This is a genomic window from Paenibacillus sp. FSL K6-1558 (assembly GCF_038002565.1).
Taxonomy (GTDB): domain Bacteria; phylum Bacillota; class Bacilli; order Paenibacillales; family Paenibacillaceae; genus Paenibacillus; species Paenibacillus polysaccharolyticus.
In genome coordinates, this window is record NZ_JBBOCV010000001.1 from 1413645 (window position 1) to 1438171 (window position 24527).

24 protein-coding genes and 1 pseudogene are annotated in these 24527 nt (G+C 42.2%); 9 read left to right on the plus strand and 16 right to left on the minus strand.

Going from position 1 to position 24527, the window contains the following annotated elements; translation table 11 throughout:
• Positions 1-42: 42 nt before the first annotated feature.
• On the minus strand, positions 43-843 hold the full coding sequence (locus MHI38_RS06045) for a lipid II flippase Amj family protein (RefSeq protein ID WP_154983717.1): 801 nt from the start codon (positions 841-843) through the stop codon (positions 43-45).
• A 179-nt stretch (positions 844-1022) separates the two neighbouring features.
• On the opposite strand from MHI38_RS06045, the gene MHI38_RS06050 reads away from it, so the two are divergent.
• Entirely contained in the window at positions 1023-1508 is a 486-nt protein-coding gene (locus MHI38_RS06050) for a DUF2188 domain-containing protein (RefSeq protein WP_154957678.1), read from the plus strand.
• Positions 1509-1708: 200 nt separating this feature from the next.
• Here the strand turns inward: MHI38_RS06050 and MHI38_RS06055 are convergent, their stop codons facing one another.
• On the minus strand, positions 1709-2437 hold the full coding sequence (locus tag MHI38_RS06055; RefSeq protein ID WP_154888393.1) for a YitT family protein: 729 nt from the start codon (positions 2435-2437) through the stop codon (positions 1709-1711).
• A gap of 911 nt (positions 2438-3348) precedes the next feature.
• Between MHI38_RS06055 and MHI38_RS06060 the strand changes: the two genes are divergently transcribed.
• From MHI38_RS06060 to cysK, 4 genes are all read left to right on the plus strand, one after another.
• Positions 3349-4386 (plus strand): nucleotide-binding protein, encoded by a 1038-nt coding sequence (locus tag MHI38_RS06060; RefSeq protein ID WP_154888391.1) that lies wholly within the window; start codon positions 3349-3351, stop codon positions 4384-4386.
• Positions 4383-4616: a hypothetical protein gene (locus MHI38_RS06065; protein ID WP_090922613.1), complete on the plus strand. Its 234-nt coding sequence runs from the start codon at positions 4383-4385 to the stop codon at positions 4614-4616. The genes MHI38_RS06060 and MHI38_RS06065 overlap by 4 nt, the downstream gene beginning before the upstream one ends.
• 623 nt (positions 4617-5239) lie before the next feature.
• Positions 5240-5626 carry a hypothetical protein gene (locus MHI38_RS06070; RefSeq protein WP_341181036.1) on the plus strand — a complete coding sequence of 129 codons (387 nt, stop codon included), beginning with the start codon at positions 5240-5242 and terminating at the stop codon, positions 5624-5626.
• A 252-nt stretch (positions 5627-5878) separates the two neighbouring features.
• Positions 5879-6817, plus strand: coding sequence for a cysteine synthase A (cysK, locus tag MHI38_RS06075; RefSeq protein ID WP_341181037.1), 939 nt, complete (start codon positions 5879-5881; stop codon positions 6815-6817).
• Between the two features lie 205 nt (positions 6818-7022).
• On the opposite strand, the gene MHI38_RS06080 is transcribed toward cysK, so the two are convergent.
• Complete coding sequence (locus MHI38_RS06080; RefSeq protein ID WP_341181038.1) at positions 7023-9005, minus strand: ATP-dependent DNA helicase; 1983 nt, start codon at positions 9003-9005, stop codon at positions 7023-7025.
• Positions 9006-9201: 196 nt separating this feature from the next.
• Here MHI38_RS06080 and MHI38_RS06085 point away from each other — a divergent pair, with 196 nt between their 5' ends.
• Entirely contained in the window at positions 9202-10794 is a 1593-nt protein-coding gene (locus tag MHI38_RS06085; protein WP_341181906.1) for a catalase, read from the plus strand.
• A gap of 383 nt (positions 10795-11177) precedes the next feature.
• On the opposite strand, the gene MHI38_RS06090 is transcribed toward MHI38_RS06085, so the two are convergent.
• Positions 11178-11363 (minus strand): hypothetical protein, encoded by a 186-nt coding sequence (locus tag MHI38_RS06090; RefSeq protein ID WP_341181039.1) that lies wholly within the window; start codon positions 11361-11363, stop codon positions 11178-11180.
• Positions 11364-11541: 178 nt separating this feature from the next.
• Between MHI38_RS06090 and MHI38_RS06095 the strand changes: the two genes are divergently transcribed.
• Positions 11542-12732: a right-handed parallel beta-helix repeat-containing protein gene (locus MHI38_RS06095; protein WP_341181907.1), complete on the plus strand. Its 1191-nt coding sequence runs from the start codon at positions 11542-11544 to the stop codon at positions 12730-12732.
• Between the two features lie 130 nt (positions 12733-12862).
• Here MHI38_RS06095 and MHI38_RS06100 read toward each other — a convergent pair whose 3' ends face one another.
• Positions 12863-13132: a DUF6809 family protein gene (locus tag MHI38_RS06100; protein WP_341181040.1), complete on the minus strand. Its 270-nt coding sequence runs from the start codon at positions 13130-13132 to the stop codon at positions 12863-12865.
• A gap of 113 nt (positions 13133-13245) precedes the next feature.
• On the opposite strand from MHI38_RS06100, the gene MHI38_RS06105 reads away from it, so the two are divergent.
• Both MHI38_RS06105 and MHI38_RS06110 read left to right on the plus strand, forming a co-directional pair.
• A complete protein-coding gene (locus tag MHI38_RS06105; protein WP_341181041.1) occupies positions 13246-13464 on the plus strand; it encodes a helix-turn-helix domain-containing protein in 219 nt (72 codons plus the stop codon).
• A 110-nt stretch (positions 13465-13574) separates the two neighbouring features.
• Positions 13575-14345, plus strand: a complete 771-nt coding sequence (locus tag MHI38_RS06110; protein ID WP_341181042.1) for a hypothetical protein — start codon at positions 13575-13577, stop codon at positions 14343-14345.
• A gap of 201 nt (positions 14346-14546) precedes the next feature.
• On the opposite strand, the gene MHI38_RS06115 is transcribed toward MHI38_RS06110, so the two are convergent.
• From MHI38_RS06115 to MHI38_RS06165, 11 genes and pseudogenes are all read right to left on the minus strand, one after another.
• Positions 14547-16457: a hypothetical protein gene (locus MHI38_RS06115; RefSeq protein ID WP_341181043.1), complete on the minus strand. Its 1911-nt coding sequence runs from the start codon at positions 16455-16457 to the stop codon at positions 14547-14549.
• A gap of 200 nt (positions 16458-16657) precedes the next feature.
• Positions 16658-17086, minus strand: coding sequence for a hypothetical protein (locus tag MHI38_RS06120; protein WP_341181044.1), 429 nt, complete (start codon positions 17084-17086; stop codon positions 16658-16660).
• A 350-nt stretch (positions 17087-17436) separates the two neighbouring features.
• Positions 17437-17799 (minus strand): ribonuclease toxin immunity protein CdiI, encoded by a 363-nt coding sequence (cdiI, locus tag MHI38_RS06125; protein ID WP_341181045.1) that lies wholly within the window; start codon positions 17797-17799, stop codon positions 17437-17439.
• A 732-nt stretch (positions 17800-18531) separates the two neighbouring features.
• The gene (locus tag MHI38_RS06130; protein ID WP_341181046.1) at positions 18532-19017 is read right to left on the minus strand and encodes a hypothetical protein; all 486 of its coding nucleotides are present in this window, start codon (positions 19015-19017) and stop codon (positions 18532-18534) included.
• Positions 19018-19257: 240 nt separating this feature from the next.
• Complete coding sequence (locus MHI38_RS06135; protein WP_341181047.1) at positions 19258-19725, minus strand: DUF6985 domain-containing protein; 468 nt, start codon at positions 19723-19725, stop codon at positions 19258-19260.
• A gap of 224 nt (positions 19726-19949) precedes the next feature.
• Positions 19950-20549 (minus strand): pentapeptide repeat-containing protein, encoded by a 600-nt coding sequence (locus MHI38_RS06140; protein WP_341181048.1) that lies wholly within the window; start codon positions 20547-20549, stop codon positions 19950-19952.
• Between the two features lie 595 nt (positions 20550-21144).
• The gene (locus MHI38_RS06145) at positions 21145-21633 is read right to left on the minus strand and encodes a hypothetical protein (protein WP_308723142.1); all 489 of its coding nucleotides are present in this window, start codon (positions 21631-21633) and stop codon (positions 21145-21147) included.
• A gap of 13 nt (positions 21634-21646) precedes the next feature.
• On the minus strand, positions 21647-22975 hold the full coding sequence (locus MHI38_RS06150) for a WXG100 family type VII secretion target (RefSeq protein WP_341181049.1): 1329 nt from the start codon (positions 22973-22975) through the stop codon (positions 21647-21649).
• Positions 22976-23283: 308 nt separating this feature from the next.
• Positions 23284-23551, minus strand: a pseudogene (locus MHI38_RS06155) (hypothetical protein); the annotation flags it as partial.
• A gap of 115 nt (positions 23552-23666) precedes the next feature.
• The gene (locus MHI38_RS06160; RefSeq protein WP_308723144.1) at positions 23667-23939 is read right to left on the minus strand and encodes a WXG100 family type VII secretion target; all 273 of its coding nucleotides are present in this window, start codon (positions 23937-23939) and stop codon (positions 23667-23669) included.
• A 237-nt stretch (positions 23940-24176) separates the two neighbouring features.
• Positions 24177-24518 carry a hypothetical protein gene (locus tag MHI38_RS06165; RefSeq protein ID WP_154888357.1) on the minus strand — a complete coding sequence of 114 codons (342 nt, stop codon included), beginning with the start codon at positions 24516-24518 and terminating at the stop codon, positions 24177-24179.
• Between the last annotated feature and the right edge of the window lie 9 nt (positions 24519-24527).

Here is a 24527-nt window from a genome sequence, read left to right on the forward strand (position 1 = left end):
AGGCATCCCTTCTCATTGATTCGTAGCACTGTGAAAAAATGATCACATCATACTTACGATCCAGCCAATCCAGTAGGCCAGAGGAATCAACAGTAACTGCGCCACCAGTGTACCAAAAAGACGAGAGATCAGCATACAGCCATAAATTTGATTCATGCGATTCAGCCGGATTTCACCACGCAAAGATCGGTCACTCAGGAGTGAAATCCGCGGGTCGACCAGAATTGTAAGCAAAATGGTTGCCATACCGTTAATCAATCCTGTCGACTGAGATGCAGCCACAGCCTGATCCGGGTATAGATACGCTGCGTATAAACTGGACAAAACACCTGTAGTATAGATGGCAGTTACGGCTACATTGAGCAACATTAACCGTCTTGGCATGCCGTGTTGTACCAAACGTTTGGCCATTTCCCAAGATGGCGGAGTGATGTAATACGTTGCATTACGAAGCTTACTCCGCTTCAGAAGTTGCCGGACCATGCCAGGAATGGAACCTGCCGCTTCAAAATGTACAACCATTCGCGATGAGAGTTTGACCATTGTCGGGAAACAGAGTATGGCTAATGCTGTTCCTAACGTTGCTGCCCCCATCAACCAATGCAGTTGTGCTGCAAAGTGCGGGTTGGCTCCATGGGTGGCGGAGTCCACCAGACTACCGATCATGGGGCCTTGTGCCATATTGGACGTACGAGACACGAGTAGCAAAATGCCTGCGAGTGATATCGCAAGAGCAATCCGGCGCGTACGCAAACCGCCAAGACGAAGTGCATAAGATAAGCTATCTGTTGCATGGATCAGCATGGTGAATATCATTGGAAGAGCGAGACTTAGACTGAACATATGTACGTTCTCCTTTATATTGGTTCTAATGTTTGATTTTATCCAATTTTTATCACCAACGTATTATACGCCTTATCTCCCCCGAAGTATAGAAAAGGAATGAGAAACCGTTTGGCGTTTATCTGATATGCCTGGGGGTAATATACTACTAACCCATACTATTTAAGGAGGGATAACGTATGCCATGGAATAAAAGCGACTACCCGGTATCCATGAAAAATCTGAAGCCACGCATTCGGCATAAAGCCATCGACATTGCCAACGCTCTGCTTGATGACGGTTATGAAGAAGGACGGGCAATTGCCATCGCAACGGCCAAAGCGGAGGAGTGGGATGAGAATCACCCTGATCATACGGCGTCAGGCTCCGATTCGTCTTCTCGTACATCATCAAAAAAACCTGACGAGTCTTCTTCTTCAGAATCTTCTTCTCGGAATCGGCGCCACTCCGAACCTGTCTCCTCATCCAAGAGCCATAACAACATTCATGTTGTACCGACCGAATCGGGCTGGGCCATTAAACAAGAAGGCACATCCGATTACCATTCCACCTACGCTACCAAAGTGGAGGCTGTTGATGCCGCTAAAGCATGGAGCACCAAACATCATATTCGAGCCATTATTCATAATCAGGATGGACAAATTGCTCGTTCTCTTAAATCCTAATGTGCATCTATTACACTAATGTCCAAGGACATTTATTTAAAAGCATTCCTAACGCATAACAAAAAATCCCTCTTGTTGCAGAGTCTGCAGACAAAAGGGATTCCTCTCTAAATCAGAGCTTGCTTCAAACCAGTCAAAGCTTGATAAAGCTCGAATACTTTTTATGCCATATAAGCTATGGGTTATTCTGAAATGCCTGCTCAATTCGTTACGCCTTGTGCCACGGAAGTCCGTGTTGTAGCTGCATTGACCGCTTTGGCGGCAACCGATGGAATCGGTAATTTTACAGCAGATGTTGTAACCACTGTACCGCGAGCCGGAATGCCGACCACATACGTAATCATTTTGCTGGCAATCCATACAGCCAGAATTGTATATAAAGTTTCTTTTACCGGAAGAAAGAAGAGTGACAATCCTAAAACGAACGCATCGCTGACAAAGAAAACCGTTCCCAGTTTCCATCCCTTCCAGCGGCTGACGAGCACAGCGAGAATATCGTCTCCACCTGTCGCTCCACCAAAGCGAAGTACAATTCCCGCACCAACCCCGGTCAATACACCGGACAGTACTGCAGGAATCCACAGGTTTCCGTTAAAATTCATCACCAGTGTGGAGTAACGCTCAAAGCCGTCGTAGAATAGGGAAAATGCACCCACACCAAGCAGTGCTTGGATCATGAATTTCCAGCCCTTGATGAACCAGGCCAGGATCATGACAGGAATGTCGAGTAGCAACATGCCGATCGCCGGCGATAAACCCGTTGCATATTTTCCGAGCAGGGCCAGACCGACAAATCCGCCCTCCGATAAATGATTCTGAAAGTTAATGTGATAATAAGCAAATGCCAAAATAAATGTACCAAGTAACATAATTGCAAACTTGATCGCTTCTGTCTTAACGTGTTGTACGGTTAACGATGTTCTCTTCATACAGGTTCCCTCGCAGTTTGTAGTTGGTTTTTTAGACCGACCGTACCCTGCAAAAGGTAAGCCTGGAAGAAATCATCGTGTACGTCCTTCGAATATTCATCCCAATCCCCTCTTTCGCAGAGTCAGCCGTTTTGTTGAACCGGTTGGTTTACTCTACAAGGGGCGCTATGTGTATGAGAGATCGTAACGTTTCCAGATTGTCCTTGGGGAGATTGTCCTTCGGGGACTCATGGTATCCTGATCCTTTCTGTGTTTTGTGGTTAGCTGTGCTTGGTTAAACGAACTGAAACATTACAGAGGCACAACATTGAACACCTTGTTTCACACCTAACCACTTCGATTGCAGTACCCTCTTTCGATCGTTGTTATCCCCGGATTTTTTTGATTCCTTTTTTTAAAAGGAAAAATCCTGTGATAAACGCGAGCGCTTCGCTTCTACAGATGGGTTCTGCACTCTCCGTTCCTGTGTGAATATAAGTTCAAACGTGACTCCAAACCTGTAATCATTCAATTCTGCTTAAACACCAAAGCTAACTTGCTTGTACTTCTATTATATAACACCAATGTGACCGGGTCTAAACAAGCAACCCAGCAAAAACACGCATAAAACAGCCTCTGGGCTGCTCCAGCCGTCATACAGGCACACCCGTATCAGCAAAGCTAACGAATGGTGCTACCTGCTCCTTTATTCTATGACCGAAGCTTTCAAATATAACAGTGCAGTCACCCAACTGTGACAATTACGGGCTTTTTTTTATTTTCTGGTCGTTAGCAAAGGAATCCTTTTCCTTATGCACATACACTATAGCGAACGGTATCGCCAATACAATTCAAACGTTTCCAGACTTACTCTGCTTTTTATGGTATAATATAACAATTGAATCCCATTACCGTTTAAGCGAGGCGGAGTGATGAAAACGTTAAAGCCGAGAGTCTTTATTGGCTGCTCGCTGGAAGCGAAGCCGATTGCAGCCGCTGTACACGAAAACTTGCGCTTTTCAGCCGAAGTCACCCCGTGGTACTCGGGGGTATTTAATCCAAGCAGTTATACCATGGACGATCTGGAAGCTGAGGTACGCACAACGGACTTTGCCATTTTTATCTTCCATCCGGATGACATATCCAAAATTCGCGGGAAGTACTACGCATCGGTTCGGGATAATACAATGCTTGAAATGGGTCTATTTATGGGCCGTCTGGGACGAAAGCGTATTTTTTTCATTCTTCCTGAAGATATTACGGACATCAAGGATGCTGCCAAAGTCGAAGGATTGCGGATGCCCACCGATCTGCTGGGATTGAATCCGCTGGTATATGAGATTCGTTCTGACGGAAAATGGGCTCCCGCCGTATCTGTAGCCTGCTCCAAGATCGCAGACAGCATTGAAGAACAAGGACGCTGGAGTGATCCCGAAGCTGAGCGTATCATCGAGAATCATAAGCGCTCCGAAGATCAGGCAAGACTGCAATTATTCAAACTGCTACGTTTCTTTAGGGAATTGCTGCGTACACGCAAAGCAGATGCCCAGATGCTCGAACGCATGAGTGACGCACTGCGAAGTGCCTTTGTTTCACATCCGCCATTCACTGTACGCGGCACTGCGATCTATCGTACAGATGGTAATGGTTACATTGAGCAATTATGTGGTAATGTTGGAGAACCCGGCAGAAAATACGACTTGTCCGCCAATGATGACAAACAGCCGGACGATCCCAAACGCATTCTTGTTGTCGATTCATATCAAGAAAACAAAATCAAAGTAAATCTGTACGACGATTACCTTGAGAAAGAGTATCTGCTGTGCTATCCTGTAGCCAAGAGGTATGTAATTACCGTTCACATTATAGGTCATATTGAAGCGGATGAGGCGGTGTTTCAGCACATTGACTTGCAAAATCGTCAACTGTTTAACGCCATCAACGATCTGTTAGGAGGCGAACCGGAATGAGACCGGAAATGAAAAAAATAAGCAAGCGCTGGGGCAGCGAGAAGAAAGTTCGCCTTAGTTCTGCGCCTGATTCATCACGACCGGTTCCGGAACCCAAGGAAGAGGATCGTTTCCACAAACCGGCTGTACCGCTCGTTACCATCGGCCCATCACTGAAGGGCAAGGAGCGGCCTTACAAAGTCATTTTAGAAAAAGAAGCATATTACGAGAAACCTCAATATCTTGCTTAAAATTGGGTAACAACCTGCTGCAGACTTTAGTTTTAGTTGTTTATTTACTGTTGAAGATGCTTCTATTTTATTCCATTACACATCTAACATTTAGACTGCCGCTGTATCGGCAGCATTTACTCAAGGCCCCGCCCCCCCAAGGCAGGGCTTTTTTGATGCTCTTTTGCAAATTCCTCAATGTGTTCTTTCTTTGTTATTTCCAATTACAATATTCGCATATAAGGAACGTTAGCTCTGAATATATGTTTGACCAAGTTGATGTTGCTTCTGACCTTAGGTTTCCTGCAAAACCCATAAATTATACCTAAATTTTGGAGTCAGCTTGTCCGTTCTTAGCAAGTATTCACCCATTTGAAAACCACAAACTTCTCAATTAACATATCATAGATGTTGTAGCGCAAATCATGTGCTCTTACTTGGCAATTAGACTTCATTGAGATGAATGATGCGTTCGCCTTACTACAACTTGGGTTTCTATATAAACGATTAAGAATGGAGAACAAACTCATTTCCATTATTTCTCGGTTGTATAACGGTTATCTTTTGCATATATTGATTATAATATAGGAACAGGTGTTCTGTAAACATTAAATTCCAATTATAGGCTAAGGAAGTGAATTGCCATGACATCCTCTTCTACTTCCGCCCCCACCCCTTCCGATGAAGATCACCGTCTGATCAAAGGTATGGTCGTACGCACCCTTTTGCTGGATGTACTGGAACGGGATATTCGAACACTGGATACGCTGCTTCTGAAAATGCCCGAGGTCTATATTCTGTCGCTGACCCGTATTCAGAATGAGGTACTTAAGGAGATGCTGGGACTACGCAAGCAGATGAGAACCCGTGGAGTGAAAGTTCTGGAGGAAACGCGGGGAAAGAATGGCATCGAAACCGTTTATTTGTGCAGGGGATACATGCAGCGGTTCTATATGCTCTGGACATTTGCACGTAATGAGGTCAAAAAAGAGCTAAGTCGCCATCTTCAGATGGATCTGACCCAAACTTGAGTATGATTGGTTTCCGAGGTATGGAGGCGCGATTGGTTCCCAAGCCAGCAGATGAAAGATGCAAGGCTCTGCCGAGACTCCATATTCCAGGCAAGTGACTGCTGAACAGGTTGACCATTGCGTGCTCTGTCATTAAGATGGAGAGACATATCCAACCATTCCAATATGGGAAACGGATATAGCTTAAACGTCTTTTCAATCAAGGAGCTGTACTTTATGGATAGAAGTTCAAATTCGCATTCACCTTCATTTATGAAAAATAATACAAATCCACATCCGCTCGTAGCCGCAGATGTGACCGAACTGATCGGCCAGACCCCTGCGGTTCGACTCAGCAGGCTCACAGGCAGTGACTCCGCTGACGTGTTCGTCAAGCTGGAGTATTTCAATCCAAGCGGCAGCGTCAAGGATCGTGCCGCCTACAACCTGATCGCTCAGGCTGAACGAGATGGATTGTTGCAGCCTGGGGCACCCATTATCGAACCGACGAGCGGCAATACCGGAATTGGCCTTGCGATGAATGCTGCGGCCAAAGGATACAAAGCGATTCTGATCATGCCGGACAACATGTCCAAGGAACGCATCAACATTTTGAAGGCATATGGCGCAGAGGTTGTACTTACGCCCGCTGCGGAGCGGATGCCTGGAGCTATTCGCAAAGCGAAAGAGCTTCACGCCGATCTGCCGGGTAGCTTCATTCCGCAGCAGTTCGAGAATCAGGCGAATCCGGATATTCACCGGATCACGACAGCGCCCGAGATTATAGAGCAGATGGATGGCAGGCTAGACGCCTTCATCGCAACAGCCGGAACCGGCGGCACGATCACCGGAACGGGCGAAGAGCTGCGCAAGCAGCTTCCCGACCTCCGCATCTATGCGGTGGAGCCGCAAGGTTCCCCGGTGCTGTCCGGCGGCGAGCCTGGACCGCACAAGCTCGTCGGTACAAGTCCGGGCTTCATCCCGGACATCTTGAATACCGACGTATGGGATGCCATCATCCAGGTGTCCGATGAGGACGCACTGGATACGATGCGGCAGCTTGCTGCCCGGGAAGGGCTGCTGCTCGGCCCTTCCTCTGGCGCTTCGGTGTGGGCCGCCCTTCGCATCGCGAAGGAACTGGGGCCGGGGCACAGGGTGCTCTGCATTGCACCGGATACCGGGGAACGGTATCTAAGCATGGGTATTTTTTAACAAGGCCGAAGGCAACGATTCATTACACAACAATCTCTAAACAACAAGCTCTATGTGCATAGCGCATAACAAAATCGATAACCAAATTGATAACCGAATAGATAGTCAAAATAAATAGGCCCCTGCTCACCAAAGGATGAATCATCCCAAGGGAACAGGAGCTTATTTTTATTTTCGTATGAAATCTATATGTGATCTACATCGATTAATGTGCCAAGGTTGTCCATTCCACACCTTCGGGAAGTAGAGCGGCAATGCGGTCTTTGGCTTCCTTCTGGGTATAGATCGACTCATCCAGGATCGCGGCTGAACCGGAATCACTGCTTGTGCGAATGAGACGTCCAAGACCCTGCTTCACACGCAGTAGCATATACGGCAGATCGATCTCTTCATATGGCGCTGCCGAGGCGCTACGTTTTGCATTGAAGACAGGGTCTTGCGGTGGATACGGAAGCGACCAGATCATCACGTTGGATAGCGATGGTCCTGGAACGTCCAGACCTTCCCACAGATTGACAGAGCACAGCACACTTTCCTCATCCTGCTGGAACGCTGCAATCAGATCACTGATCTCTCTGTCTCCCTCGTACATAAAGCTCAGGCCTTCTGCTTCAGGCACTTGAACGATGTCCTGCTTGAACGCCCGTAGTTCTTCCATTGTACGGAACAGAATCAGTGCACGACCGCCGCTCTCCTGAAGCAAAGCTACTGCATCACGCAAACGGTTTTCATTCTCTGCATGGCCTGGAACGGCTTGTTCAGCAATTTTCATCTGCATTTTATCTGCATAATCATAAGGAGAAGCAACCGAGAACGATACAAAATCGTCGATCCCCAGACTGTCTGCCACATAACGGAATGAGCTGTCGACGGACAGCGTAGCCGATGAAAAAACAATCGGAATTCCCGTGTTGAACACACGCTCGTTTAGAATTTCTTTTACGGTACGCGGCATGATCGACAACGTGGTCTCTTCCTCGCTCTCTTCCGCCCAACAGATGTAACCATCTTCCTTGCGGAACAGAGACAATGCCGTCTGAATCATATCGAGATGTTCTTCCACGACGCGCATCTGATACCCATCCAGCGAGAATAATCCACTTTCAAATACCAGTTCTTCGCCAATTGCATCCAGCACACTGTTCAACCGTTCGATCTCTTGCAACAGTGGTGCTTCTACCCGAACTTCCTTCCGCTCCGAGCCGGGAATCGCCACCGTATACGTATCCAGCAGGCGGAACAATCGCTCACTGCTCTCAATTGCTTCATCTACACGCTCGGCAAGGGTTTCACGAATCTCCCCTTCGAGTAGACGCGTGACCAGTTCCTCGAAGATGCGGTGTTTCAACTTGTAACTTAGAGCGTTCAATGCGGCTTCTTCCAGCAAATGCCCTTCATCAAATACAACCGAGCTGTGGTCAGGCAACAATGGCAGTTGTCCCTCACGCTTGCGCGCATCATAGGTCCATACATGCTCCATGTAGTAATCATGGGAACAGATAATGATGTCTTTGGAACGACGGTAATGATCACGCGACAGCGTCAGGCCGCAGCGTTGTCTTTTCGGACACACGAAACAATCCTGAAACGGATCCCAGTTAATCTTGTTCCACTGGCGGTCGTTCAGATGCGGGTACTGTTTGCGGTCACCATACGGATGAAACGCCTGAAGTGTTCCCGGCGTGTTCACGAATTCCGGCAGGCTCTCGTACACCTCTTCAATCACTGGCGCATCCTCATCGGCGAATCGGACGGCACTCAGCTTGTTCAGACAGACGTATTGATCTGGCGACTTACCCAGACGTGCATCCACTTGCAAATCCAAATGTTCAGCGAGCTTCGCAATATCTCCGCCCGGCTTCACCAGCTGTTCAATCAATGACTCATCGGCACAGGCGATCACCGCCGGTTTGCCCGAATAACGTGCATAACAAACCGCGTAGAGCAGATAAACGAGTGTTTTACCTGTTCCTACGCCGGCCTCAGCCATAATCGTCTTTTTATCTCCATAGGCCCGTTCGAGCTGGTACGCCATAAAAATCTGTTCGTCCCGTACCTCGAAGCCGGACTCTGGCAAAATATCATAAAACACATCGGCCACCCACTCTCCCAGACGGGATACAAAAGGTTCAGCCGGATCATATGCAAAAGGGTAACGTTGTGTAGACAATCCTGGGTCAGCCTCCATTCTTAGACGCGGTCCTCTTTCCTTTTCCGTTCAAAAAAGTCCGCAGGGCAAAAGTTAATTATCGCATGTGATGGATCAGGAGACAAGCTTTTTTTACTTGGTTAACGGAGAAGCTTGGATAGGGCTATGTATAGATGTTGACCACTAGGAAAAAATATACATGAATCCAACTTTAGGAAAGGTGGTATACCGCTCCATGGATAAACATTCTTCACCATCCGGCCATTCCTCAGACCCATCCAACGAAACGTTGACGGATCGGCAGGGCCATCCGATTACCGACAATCAGAACGTACGAACCGTGGGCAACCGCGGACCGACCACACTGGAGAACTATCACTTTCTCGAAAAAATTACACACTTCGACCGCGAGCGTATCCCGGAACGGGTCGTGCATGCCCGTGGGGCTGGCGCTCATGGCGTATTTGAAGCATATGGAACGGCCGGCAATGAACCCGTATCGAAGTATACAAGAGCACGTCTGTTTCAAGAAAAAGGCAAACAAACGCCCGTGTTCGTACGCTTCTCGACCGTCATCCATGGCGGGCATTCCCCGGAGACGCTACGGGACCCGCGCGGATTTGCCGTTAAATTCTATACCGAAGACGGCAACTGGGATCTCGTCGGCAACAATCTGAAAATCTTTTTCATCCGCGACCCGCTCAAATTCCCGGATATGGTGCATGCCTTCAAACCCGACCCACTGACTAACGCACAGGATATGGAGCGGTTTTTCGATTTTGTCTCCCTCAGTCCCGAAGCGACACATATGGTGACCTTTCTCTTCTCACCGTGGGGCATTCCGGCGAATTATCGGCAGATGCAGGGGTCAGGCGTAAATACATACAAATGGGTGAACCAGGACGGCAAAGGTGTGCTCATCAAATACCACTGGGAACCGTTGAAACAAGGCATTCGCAACCTGCTGCAGAAGGACGCTAGTGAAATTCAAGGCCAGAATTTCAATCACGCCACACTCGATCTGTATCATGCCATTGAACAGGGTGACTTTCCCGAATGGGAGCTGTGCGTTCAGGTGATGGAGGATGGCGAACATCCGGAGCTGGACTTTGACCCGCTGGACCCGACCAAGCTGTGGCCGCAGGATCAGTTTCCGTTTCTGTCCGTAGGTAAAATGACGTTGAATCGCAATCCCGAGGATTATTTTAATGAAGTGGAGCAGGCCGCATTCGGGACGGGTGTGCTGGTGGACGGGCTTGATTTCTCGGATGACAAGCTGCTGCAAGGACGTACCTTCTCCTATTCGGATACCCAGCGTCACCGGGTGGGTGCAAACTATCTGCAACTGCCCGTGAATGCGCCGAAGAACCGGGTAGCCACCAATCAAAGCGGCGGGCAGATGCAGTACAAAGTGGACCGGGCACCAGGTCAAAATCCACATGTGAATTACGAGCCTTCTTCGCTCGGGGGATTAACGGAAGCTCAACCGCGCGGCAAGGAGCATGAACCGCTGGTGGAAGGCCATCTGGTGCGGGAGAAAATTGAGCGTACGAATGATTTTGGACAAGCCGGGGATACATACCGGGCGTTCGAGGACTGGGAGCGGGATGAGTTAATCAGCAACATGGTCGGCGCATTGGCCCAATGCAAACCGGATATCCGGGAGCGCATGATTTCTTATTTTACCCAAGCGGATGCGGATTACGGGCGACGTGTGGCAGAAGGACTGGCTGCTGTATCCACAGACGATAGTACAACAGTACAACCGAAGTATGATTCGAGCGTTGAAGAGGCCGAAAAGCGCAGTCGGGAAACGGATGGGTATTAATTGGCGTTAGACGGGTTAGATGAATATTGTCCATAATTAGATGAGTATTATTGCATAAAAAGTTAGATGAATTATCGCCCCGTGAGTCTGGGTGCCAGTGTTGGCAGCCGCTTATGGGGCTTTTTGTTTGGAGAAATCTGTTGATATTGGAGAAAAATGAAGTTCAAATCGGTAGACTCGGGATAAGTCTCGTGTGATCAGCTCGGGAAAAACAGGCATATTCACGTTCATTTCAGACGATGGTTCGTTAAAAAAAGGCGATCAGCCAATGATCGGATTACATTTTTCTTTTGGAAAGGATAGGATTCGGAGCAGTTAACCCTGCCCCGCCTGCCTTAAACGCGACCTGATCAAATGATTATTGATGATGGCGTTTACAACATTTACCATGAAGCTGTGTCCGGGTGGATACCTTTTAGGCAGTAGGCCGGGCAGGACGAAGCAAGTGACGTATCATATTCTGCTCTCACTGAAGGCACGCTCTGTTCTGCTTTGTTCAGTCCATACTCGGTTGCCGCCCGCCGCCAGCTCGATATTTTATTCCAATTAACCAAGGAGGCTTGCATCATGAAATTATTCCCTTCCACATCTACTCATGCATCTGCACGATCCCAGCGTTCCCTGAAATCCAAAATGACCAACATCTGTCTCAGTGCTGCGTTCCCTCTATTACTGTTAAGCGGTGGTTCCGTGGGCGCCGCAGAACTGTTGGAGGAAGGGTTACCTAATACCTCAGCGTCAGAGTCCATGGTAAACAGTTCCGATATCACGCTGGCCGCAGGTGATTTATACGTGTCCCCTAACGGCTCTGCCAGCAATCCGGGAACGATCAATAGTCCAACGTCACTGGCTAATGCTCTGACCCAGATCGCCCCAGGCAAAACAATCTATCTGCGCGGCGGAACCTACAGCTTTTCACAAACGATTACGATTGAACGCGGTAACAGCGGTACCGCTTCACAACGCAAAAATCTGGTCGCCTACGGATCGGAAAAACCCGTCTTTGATTTCTCGGCTCAAGCCTTTGCTTCCACGAATCGGGGATTGCAAATGTTCGGAGATTACTGGTTCGTAAAAGGACTTGAAGTCAAAGGTGCGGGCGATAATGGCATCTTCATCGGTGGCAGCTACAACCGCCTGGAGCAGATCGAAGCCCACCATAACCGGGATACAGGCATTCAGATGGGACGTTATGCTTCTACCGCTGCCAAGAGTGAATGGCCTTCATATAACGAAGTCATTCGTTCCTACTCTCACAACAACTATGACCCAGATGACGGCGAGGATGCAGACGGTTTTGCCGCCAAACTGACGGTCGGTCCAGGGAACGTCTTTGACGGCTGCATTGCCGCCTATAACGTGGACGATGGCTGGGATCTCTATAGTAAAACAGACACAGGCGCTATCGGTGCAGTGACGATCCGCAACAGTATCGCATACGGTAACGGCGCCACCGCTGATGGAACCTCCACCTCTGACAGTGATGGTAACGGCTTCAAGCTGGGCGGCGAAAAAATTGCCGTGAACCATATTGTCGAGAACAATATTGCGTTTAATAACAAAAAGCATGGCTTCACCTATAACAGCAATCCCGGTTCGATTCAGATGAACAACAACACCTCCTGGAACAACGGACAAAGCAACTTTGCCTTTGACAAAGGTACCCACATCTTCATCAACAACTTGTCCTTCCAGGGCGGCGCCAGTGACAAAACCAGCGGGACCGATGTCAGCAGCACCAACGTCTGGTGGAAAAACCAAAAAAGCGTCAACGACAAAGGCCTGCTCGCCAGCGCAGCCGACTTTGTCTCCCTCGCACCTTCGGTAACCCGCGCCGCAGACGGTACGCCTGTATTGGGTAATTTCCTGAAGCTTGCGGGTGGTAGTGATCTGATTGGATCGGGAACGCCAGCGGGTAAGAATATCGGAGCGCGGTAGTGATAGATTGGTGAAATAAAAAATAATTCATAAAGCAAAGTCCCCTCCCCCATGCCAGCCTAGTCGGTGGTAATGGAGAAGGGGATTTTTAAATTGCTGTGTATTGTCTGCTGGCTCATAAGATAGATACTCACGGTTTTGCTAAAACCTCAATCATCAGTCTGCCACCTGTACGAAAACCTTGCTCAAAGGCCGCTTCCACGTACATAGATGTGGATTGTCCGATCAAATCGATCAGTCGCTCCAAGGCATCGTATTCTGTATCTGGAAGCTTGGTTTTGTAGTTTTGCATCATGTCTGATATTTGGCTGTTAATTTCGTAATACTCGGCCTGTTCAGGATGAATCGACTCGTCCAACCGTAGGTTCCCGTGAAACAAATCTTCGATCAGGTTTGACATGTTATCCCCACCTAGTCTTTTTACCAACTATTCTCATTATATTTTAGCGGATTTTCCGCTAGAAATCAATAGCGGATAGCGCGCTAAGATATGATATTAGTGAGGTGATGATCATGTATGCTCGTATACGCAATTTGCGTGAAGACAAAGACTTATCCCAAACACAAATGGCCGCTTATCTTGGCTGTAGTCAACGTGTTTATAGCAACTATGAACGTGGTGAATTGGACATTCCCACAGCTATATTAATAAAGCTGGCTGATTATCATCAAACTAGCACAGATTATCTTTTAAATCGGACAGATGTAAGAAAACCTTATCCTCAAACTTAACCTCAGAATTCATTCTCATATGAACTGCTACTGTAACCGGCCAAATTATCGGAATCTAACATAAATTTATAATTTGACTCTAAAAAATATACAATTATCGAGGTGAAATAATGAAAACACTTGAACTTTATGAGAAGTATGATGTTCATGGCTGGTTGAAATACAACCCTCATGAAGGTCACTACGCAAAATTTAATCCTAATGTAATTACAACAGGCTTTAAGATTTTTGAAACGTATAACACTTTTTGTAATGCTAGAACATTACTATATAGTTCTGAGGTTAGCAATTTGGGAGACTTAACAGCTAATGATGATCTATCAGTTAAGTACACTAAAAGTACATTTCTTCAGAGTTCATTAGCTACTTATAATTATTGCATCGATCTATCATGGCAGGTTGCATGGTTTTATTGCTCTCCAGATGATTACTACGGTTTTATTGACTCTGAAAAAAAATACACAGACTATAGTAAAGCCTGTACCTATGATGTGTTGATTTTAAAGTTAAGACTAGGAAACAAAAAGAAAATAATGGAACTACTGCACGAATTCTATTCTAATAAGACCGTTCGTAAAATAAGATCTGAATACAATTACATGAAACATAGGGGGGGATACTATACTCCTGGCTTAGGTGAACAGAGGCCAGTGATGTTTGGAACAATTAATGGAAACCATTTCAATATGATTCAGAGAAATATTTTTGATATTGAAGAATGGATTGATATTTTATTTGAAATAGATAGGCTTTTTTATCAGTTTTTCAACACTTTCATTGATAGTATTATGCCAAAAAATTATTTAGAAACCACTCTTGATTTCATGAGCCCCTTAGACTACTACTCTAAAAGAAAAAGAAATAACTCTCTATCTGTATAAAAATTATTCTAAATAAGAATGTATATATTCCCATCTAATTAATAATTTAATAAGTTTATCTCAGTTTTAGACTACACCAAAGTGAGTGTTTCATTAACTCGAGAGGACAATTAAATAATATGTCCTCTCCTGAACAAACACAGTGTCTTGCCAAGGAGCAAGGACTTTGTAAATATAGATATCAATAATAAGTTTTTAGGGTTAGTTTCCCCATATTAATGTATATTTCTCTCCACAGTTCTTATCCCAGCATTCAAACCAATACTGTCCACTTTTAAATTGCAACTTCATCAAACCGTGACCTTTAACACACTGACAATTTGCTTTAGGCCAACCCATGAGAACAATTCTTTCAATTATGGCTTTTCCAAGTTTTGAATAAAATCCTTTTATAGCATTTCTAGGTGACAAATTTAATTGACTTATACTAACTTGATATTCAATAATCTGATCCTGTGATTTATGGTCCGACGGAAACCAAGCTTGATTTTGATACTTATATAGTTGAATTACACCTTTTACCGCAAACAAATTTTCATTAATAACGTTCGTACGCAATCCGAGAAATAGGTTCCATCTTGGATTTTTTAACGGAATTCGAAAGATAGTGGACTGACAATCAGCTAACATTTGTTTGTATCCGATCTCTTTTTCTGCATATTGTTGCAGTCTAGTAACTTTTTGACTTCTTTCTTGAAAAGCTTGATACCATTCTTCCCATTGTCTTTTTATACCATTATTTTGTTCAATTTCTTTTTCTTTTTTATTTAATAGTTTCTCGAGTTCATAAACCCGCATTTGGATCTGTTGCATATCAATCTCAATCGCTCTCAGTGATTTGTGGTTAAAACCAAGTTTGGAAAAAAACCTTGCTGATAAAGCCTTATGGTTTTTAGCCACATTTTGCATTTCCAATTGCAACTGTTTATTTTGCTGTTTTAAACTTTCAGTCTCCAAAATAAGATTTTCCCTGTCTTTAATGAAATCCCTATACTTCTCTTCTTTGACTCTGTCCCTATCAAGCTCAGTTTTGTAATCATTAAGCCCAATTTGTGAATATGAGGATATTATTTCTTTTATCTCCTGATCGTTCAGTCTCTCGGCACCCCAGAGTCTTGTTATAAAGCTCTCAGATTCCTGTAAAGTATACCCAAGAGGATCATTGTGATTATTAATTGCTTCAATACAATCTAGGGAAGGGGGCGTTTCGAAGAAAAATATTTGATGCTCAATTGAAAATAACTCCATTTGATATACACTTCCATATGATAAAGACTTTTTCTCTGAAAATCCGTAACAAGCAATTTTTTGATTTTCTAATAAGTAGATATTCCCCACTTTACTAACGTAATCTTGATGAACAAACAGCCGAAACGGTTTTGTATTTCCGTTATTTATGTCTCTGCTGGTTGTGAAATCAATTAATAAGTGACCTTTGTTTGTAATTTTACCCACTGTTCCGATAATTATGGCTAAGCTAATTGTAGATTTTTTTAAATTCTTATCGACTTGCTTAACAATGTCGTCTTGTAATCCAAACATATCAGCAAATTTAACTCTATCTTCGGTCTCTGTTTCAACAGTGAACGCAGAAATATTCTTTTTAAATGTACTAATCTCATATTCTTTGAGAAGAGTTGAAAGAAAATAGTAAAACTTCTGATGAGCAGGATAAGTAAAGAACTTGCTGTAGGCTTGTCTCGAATTTCCTGATAAATTTCCAATTTTTCTAACCAGTTTCGCGCTCGTCAAAATTCTCAGCACTTTCATTCGTTCATCAACATTTATGCCATTCATACTTGCCAATGAAATAACATTAGAATCCGGACTTCGGAAACGACAACGTTTGTAATGCTGTTGAAGCTTTCCTTTTCTGAAAAAAGGGTGTTCATCATGAGAAACATGTTCGAGAACTGTTTGTCTTTTATCTTTTTCATTATCCAAGATCAAATGTTTCGAAAGTTCTTTGCATCCTATACATACATATCGGTTGGACACTTTTAATAGCTTATTATTATGAATTTCTCTTGCAGATATTTTCCTATTTGTTTTTATGTCAAAAGCCCAGTTCATACTTAAATCGGAAGTTTTGACTTCATTTATGCCTTTCAACAATACATCCTCCTTACATCGTATTCTACTATTTGCACTTGATTGTTTATAATAATAAATATTCTCTATAAAGTATATTATTAGGAATTTAAAACATTTTCCACTATTACGGTTCAAGTTATATGGCAAATGTTTAAAATCAGCATTTTTCAACAGTAATATAGAAGTTAGCACTACCAACTCCATGATATAAGTTCTACCTACTTAACTTGTTGACTCTCAAGCTCACAAACCTCAATAGATTTTTTATTGATCCAATCTACTGCTAATTCTGCTTCTTCTTTCAAAATAACATCTCGCTGGCTTTTATATTGAAAGTTCTCTTTTGCCCATAACAATAGGATCTTTACATATTCTAACGTCTCAATTTTGCATGTACTGTCCTCTTCCTCTTCTTCAGCAAAGATATCCTCAAAAGTTGTAAAAGACTCGTCTGATCTTATTAAATTGACATTCCCTCCACCTTCGTATAACGTTATTTCCCCTTTCAGTAGTTCAATTAAGTTTCCGACCTCTTTCTGGATCGTGGCGAAATCTCCAAATATATCCGATCCCAAAGAATTAGTAATCAGATAACCATTTTTTAAAGATAAATCTATGCCTATCGTTGAAATCCTCTTTATATTCAATAGTGTATCTATATTTAATCATGTTCATATCTCCATTCTTCTTAATCCAACGGATAGACAGATGTAATCATGTAAGTAAAGCCCGCAATATTTATCGAGCCCCTTACTTGCTACCTCTCACCTTCTTTATTTACATTCTATACGCAAATAAAGCTCATTCCTCACGATATTTCAAGTGGGAAGAGCTCTCAGATTTTTAAAAACACCTATCGGGGCTAATAGTAACGTTTCGATTGTTTTCGACTCTTACAAAATTCACACCGATACTTAGACTACAATTACTATGACATATAAAATAAAACGAATATCCGCTCTGGATTACAAATGATTTTAGATTCACAATCAGTAAGTTAAGAATGTAAACCCAATCGTTTTTTAACCAAATCTAATAAATTAAATATCTCCTGTTTATCTTCTGGATGCTCCTCCACGTACTTCTCACTGTAAATCAACAAATAATTATAAAATTCATCATGCTCCATGACTGCCATTACATCTTCATCGTATGCTGGAGGCTCTCCGATAAAACATACTTTCTGATCACCAATGTACTCTTCTTCTTCTGGCGAATGATAGGATGAGAATTGTACTTCCAGTGGACCTGAACCATACCCATGTCTTTCACGATCTCCGAAGTATGTTAAAGCTCTTGGAAAATCAATAATCCAGAAATAAGATTCGACTAATTGATCTATTTCAGCTTTCGTTGTCATTATACTTCTAAAGTTCATTCGATCAGAACCTCGAGATCTCAATATATTTTGTATTGATCCAACCTACGGCTAACTCCGCTTCTTCTTTCAAGAAAACACCTTTCTGGCTTTTATGTTGAAAGAATCTTCTTTTGAATTATTACGTACCCTTTATCACCATTTGGTATGATACCTGAACATCGATTACTTATTCTCAAAATCTTTAACTTGTTCAATCTTTTGTGTAAATTCACAAGCATTTCGAAAATCTTCTTTCATGTAAAGTTCGAATAAAGCACTCGCCTCTTCCTCCCAATCGGGACCATATTGTAAAAGGTAATCTGTGAACCATTCATAGTAGGAACGGTTGTATGGATTCAACCTAATCAATCTTTGATACATCTTCATCACACAAGGAATCGGCAGAAAGAAATGGGTAAGTTCGTAATTAATTGCTTCCAATAAATGATCCGAGTTGTCCGTATGATCTATTTCAGATATCAATTTATTTTATAAAGAGTCTACGGTCTCTCTCGTTGTTTTTAATTCTGTCTGATCTAATGTCGACCAATTCTGGTCAATCCACTGATGCAGTGTTTCCACTGTTTTTTTGTAAAGTCAAAGCCATCATCCTTTTACTCATTAGACCCAATCTCGCCCTCTAGATCCATTCTGATAAAACACACTTCCTTGTTCACCAATGGACGCTTATATTTCAAGCGAGTGATAGGATAACATATTACCATCCGGGAGTCAGTCTCTAGGATTCCGATAACACCAATCCGGATCATATGGTACGGTTTTAAGTTTTTGTATGTCCTCCCAGCTATACACCCAATCATTGTCTGCTATCCAGAAATAATCATCAGGATTCAGTTTCAGATATTCATAAATAAAATGAAGTATTAACTCTTGATTACCATAGGTGTCTTCAATATGACCGACCTGACATAGGGATTCACTAGTGTCTAAACCTAAATCTTCGTGATAATAAAATTCAGTACTCTGGCTGCTTATGCTGTGAATATGGAAAATAAATGAGGATTCATTTTCTCCTGTAAATGACTTACGGTTAATGTTAAGCGTTGTATATAAAAATTCTCCTTCATTGGTATACGTTTTGTTGTTATAGAAATAAAGAGCAGCGTCCGAATGAAAAGCCGCAACAATCGTATCAGCCAAGAGCTGGTCTGGAGAATATTTATCTTTTTGCGTTAAAATAACAGCTGAAGTGCCCATGAGATTGTAATCCCCTCCTCTCTCAAACTGGAACCAATCAAAGTTTATATAAACATCAAGATTCGAATGTGGTTCTATTTGGAAAAAATCCATTTTCTCTAATTAAACAAACGGATAACTTTTGTTCTGCTTTATCGAAGTAAAATTTTGTTGCAACGAATGAAGTAAATATGTAACTCCTCCTGATTATGTTCCACGGACGACCTGATCTTTTGTAGTTGTTCGCAAGCTTGAGCAAAATTAAATTACGATATCCTGGTATCCTACCTCAATCACTTCTTCATCCAATAAACGAAGTCCCACTCCATTTTCCTTGTCCCATGAGCAATTAAATAGTACTCCTATATCTCGGCCTTCCCTTATATCTCCATAGGGAACCACAATTCCATCTAACTCAATCATCTCTAGAATTTGGTCGGTTGTTTCAACTAAGGGATAGTTCTCATTAAAAGCAATATCATAACCCAGTTCATATCGCCTTTGTTGATAATACTCTAAGAGTGATTGTAAGAAATTTTGCTGCAAATCATTCCAATTTTTCATTAATGCCTGATATGCCAGGTACTGTTCTTCATCAAATATACCGTCCTCATCTCCTTCAATTATGAGTGATATTTTGTTTTCATTTTCAAAAAATTGAATAGTCATGTCCTTAGTCCACACATATTCATGTTCAAGCTCTCCGAAAACTGAATCATTCATTTTCATTATAAAATCTTCCTCAACTTTTTTTTTGCAAGTCCTCTAGGTTCACACGCCAGACAATTTTATTCTCAGAGAAGTTAGCAAATTGTTCTCACTGTAATGTTGTATTGCAGCATCCCCTTCTTTGTTATCTACAAACCTGGCAGGCAGAAAACGAAGATAACCCAAACAGGTCAATCATTGTAGTACCCAACTAAGATCAACCTGTCTGATGTAGTGAAAAAATATTAGGGTTCACACTTTTCTAAAAACCATTTCCTAGCTTCTTCTTTTTCTAACAACACTGGTTTTTCCGGTGTGCCAATATTTATACTCTGAAAAAAAGCTTCTTCTATCCCTTTAATACTCTTTAGTACTACTTCGTTTAACAACGTATCTTTAAATGTCGATACACTTATATCTACATTTTCTAGTCTTGCATTTCTAAAATCTGTTAAATGGAAAGATACATTAATCAGATTACAATCAACTAAACATGCGTTATTAAATGCTGCTTCCCAACAATCACCTTTACTAAATCTACTATTTTTAATGATACAGTTGGAAAAATCCGTATACCTGAGATCTGATTTATAAAAATCACATTTATCTAAAGATGCATTGATAAAAGTTGATGAGGCTAATAATGATGAATGAAAATCAACATTTTCCAGTTTGAGATCATCAAAAGTGCAATCTATTAAATAGGATTGTTCAAGTAATACATCGGATAAGTCAAATACTCTTAAATCAACTTCATCTAACTTTAACTGCTCACCTTCATCACCAATTGCTTCAACCCACTTTTTATGCAAAGCAAACATATTAATAATATCTTTCCCTTCCATTTTCTCACTCCTTATGTAAGGTCCAATATTCCAACTTCTATTCACGCTTCATCCATTGCTTTCATGTTCAACCAAGAGCCCCTTCATTATACAACCAAATACCTCCGCCACATTCAATTTGAATTGGAATACAATCATCTGACATATGTTCTGTCAATATATTATATGTTTGTACAGATGGGGTATAAGTAGATTCCGTATAAAATCCTGCATCTAAATGCTTTATATTTTTTATTTTAACACAGTAAGTACTCCTTCCTAATCTTTGAATCTACCATGTTGAACTCCTACAATTTCTTGAATAACTGATACAGCATCGGTTAGCTTCACAACAAAGGAACCCTAAAGGTTGGTCTTTAGGGCTGTCTTTAACCTATGATTGATAATACAACTCTGAATACGTCTTATACCAATCAGGACGGTTGATAAATTTTCTTAATTAATGCGTTGATTAATCAGCCATATGTGTGCTATAGACTCCCCACAACTTGCCGCTATATTGCTGAGCGTTGAAATGTTTTAAATCATTCCTTGGAACTTATACGTGGTAAATTTAAATATGCTTCTATTATTTGAATTTTTCGTTATTCCAAGATTAAAGGTCTTTAATGTCAATCGGTTCTTTTTCCAAAAACCTAGTATACCATTCATTCAAAGGGAAATGAGCAACATTTGTTATATCTAATGCAAGCGGTTTAATAGAAAATGAGCCACCTCTTTCAAAAACTTTTATTAAAAGTTCATAAATATTCAAGTATTTATGGGCAATTGGTGATTTGTCTGCATACTTAGCCAGCTGTAAATAATACTCAAATATTCTTTGTACATACAAATTTTTGTTTAAAAACTTTACTGCTTCTGGACTACAATACATTGAAATCTCTATTTCATCCTCAACGTCACCCAGCAATTTTGCTATATTCGTAAAAGCTGGTGGTAGGGGTTTTAGCTGTTCCTCTTTAAAAAAAACAGCTAATCTTCTTAAAAACTCATAACCTAATTTAGAATCTTCATCAGTCACAATTGTTCCTACCTTATCCCAATGTATATTATTTATTTTTAATTTCGCACTCTCAAGATACATTTCGTTCACCTCATTAGTATTCGATATCTTTATCAAAATGTTTATTAAAATCCTTAGAAGCATCATAACCAGGAAAAGGTGGGGGATTGGGGTCTGTTACATCTGCTTTATCATGTGCATTTTTCTCTGGAACAACATCAAATGTATCTTTTTTTGCATTCCATGTTGATTTATCTCTTAATGGCATACCACCATCCATATATTCTTTTTCTTTAATCTCATGATTTGCTAGGTCCCTAAACCAACCCTTTTCTGCATTATTAAGTTCTCCCTTTTGTGCCTTTTGCCATGCATATGAAATATCAGGATCAGCTTGAAAATATAATTCTTCGTAGGGCTTACCACGAACAGATAACTGTTTAGTATCTAAGAATAAGTGCCTTTTCATTTTTAATATCTGTTCTTCTGTTAATCCTGTATTTTTAGCAACAGTTGCGATGTCATCAAGCCCTGATTTCCTAATGTCAATGTACTTCCGCTCAAGGAATGCTTGAAATCCATCTTCAGGCGCTGTGATATACCTTTTCATCTCAACAGGGTCTATTATAAAATCAGGTTTACCCGCCCCTTTAATATTACTACCTTTCCTCGCTTCAGCCGCTTCCAAATTCTTTTTAATCTTCGCCACCGCCCGATCAGAAGCAGGTAAGCGAAACGGCCCTTTGCGACCAGGCATACTTCCGCGAACCATCTGAAAAGCCATAACGATCTGGCTGAATTTCAGAGAAGTCAGCATTATCTGAGCATACTTATCGGATACAGGCTCGCCCGTGAAGGGATGGATTCGATTTTCAAAAGCTTTAATCTGCAACGCATTAATATCTTCCCCCGGCTCTTCCACATGACCTGCCGCTTGCATCCGGTTGATATCCAAATGCCCCTGATCCTTCTCATAAGCTTGCAGAGATGCCTGATCGGGAACACCATTTTCGTTTACAGGCATCCACATCAGCCTACCAAGGACATCGACTTGTGCCATCCGGTAGCCTTTGTCCTCCGAACCCGCATCACTTACTGAGCTCTTCATCATTGCTGCCGCACCAACAGCACCAATAACACCGCCCAGACTGCCTTTCTCCGCATCTGCATTCTCAAACCGTGTCGCAATATCCTTCAACTCTTTCGAAGTATACACCATGCTTTCCAATGCCTTTTGCAGTACAGGTCGTGACCTTGCAAAATCATCATAAAAACGCTCCTGTGTCACACCCATCCACATGGCTTGAAGGAACATCATCTGCCTGGAGAGATGATCTTGGATATGCTCCAATTGCTGCCTCGCCTGATCCACCTGACTGGATACGTGATGTAACTGCTCAGGTGTTACTTTGATTGTACTCATCCGTTTTCACCGCTTATTTTATGTAGAATATATCTATGTTAGCAGAAGTTTAATGGCAATTTCATCCGGCTAACTTCCTGATTTAACTTCGTAAAGCCACTCTCCACCGTGACTATCGGTTTAGATACATAAATTTGCGATTCTTTTGATAAACCGGGAGAAACGAAAATAACAAAAGAACAGATCAATCACGATGGTATCTGATCATGATCAACCTACAGTTATTCGTTAAATGATTGACTCATTACTTATTAAGTAACTCCCACTTAAATTTCCGTAAAGAGATAAAAGAATAATCTTCACATACCTTATACAATGGCTTTAAAAGGAGCTTGACCTGTTTCAGCATTCCTTAATAAAGTCGGTTTTCTAAAACGCAAACTGGTTTCCAACTTGAAAATCGCGGTATCTCCTTCCATTTCTATAAAAGATACATTAATCCATATTGGAGCTTTCGGAAAAAAACCTCCTAAAACCCCAACAACATCTTCTTCTAACCATAGTTTTTTTACCACCAATGTTCTCTTTAGATAACACAAGACGTTTCATCATCTCATCGCCACCATTTAACATTTTCCTCCTGTTCGAACCCATTAAAGAAGTCTTTATACGGTCTTATGTTATTGATTGAATGATGGATTCATTCTGTACTGTGTAAATTCATCAAACATTAACATGACTAATATCCGATCTATCCTATAAAAACAACAGTATCTTTGCGCTGAACGATATCCTTTAGCACTTTCGAAGTATACACCATACTCTCCAGGGCTTTCTGCAGAACTGGACGCGACCTAGCAAAATCATCATAAAAGCGCTCCTGTGTCACACCCATCCACATGGCTTGAAGAAACATGATCTGAATGGAGAGATTATCTTGGATATGCTCCAATTGCTGCCTCGCATGATCCACCTGACTTGATAAGTGATGTAACTGCTCAGGTGTTACTATGATTGTACTCATCCGTTTTCACCGCTCATTTTATTTAGGATATTTATCCGGCTAACCTCCTGAATAGGTCATAACATTCAAGCATGTAACTGTGCGTACACAGTTTTGACGGAATTTTGATACGGGGCTAGTAAGGGTAAAGTTCTTTAGAGACGTGCCATACGATTCATTCAGCACTGGGGTATAGGCTAATAAAGAAAGACCTTGAGGATTATTGCCCCCCAAGATCTGCAGTGTTAATTTTAATATTTAATCAAATTTCACCTTTTGTTTCATGTAATCCACATAAGCTTCTTGAATTTTCTGCCTGCATATGCGTTCCCATAACTCTTTAGACTCAGCTTCCTTTTTTTCATCATTGGAAGTTGGATACATGTCTCCCCCAAATCCAATCCAAGCCTTTGAGTCGGGGACTACTCCAAATTCTCCTGTGTAAGCCAACTCATAAGGAGCATAAGTATAACTTACGTTAGGACAATTCTCAGATATACAATGATACCCAGGATTCCCAATTCCATCCTTACAACAGAATGGAGGGCTAGAATTATTACCTTCGCAATATACCTCTAACATAACATGTCTAAGCTTCATTGAATCGCC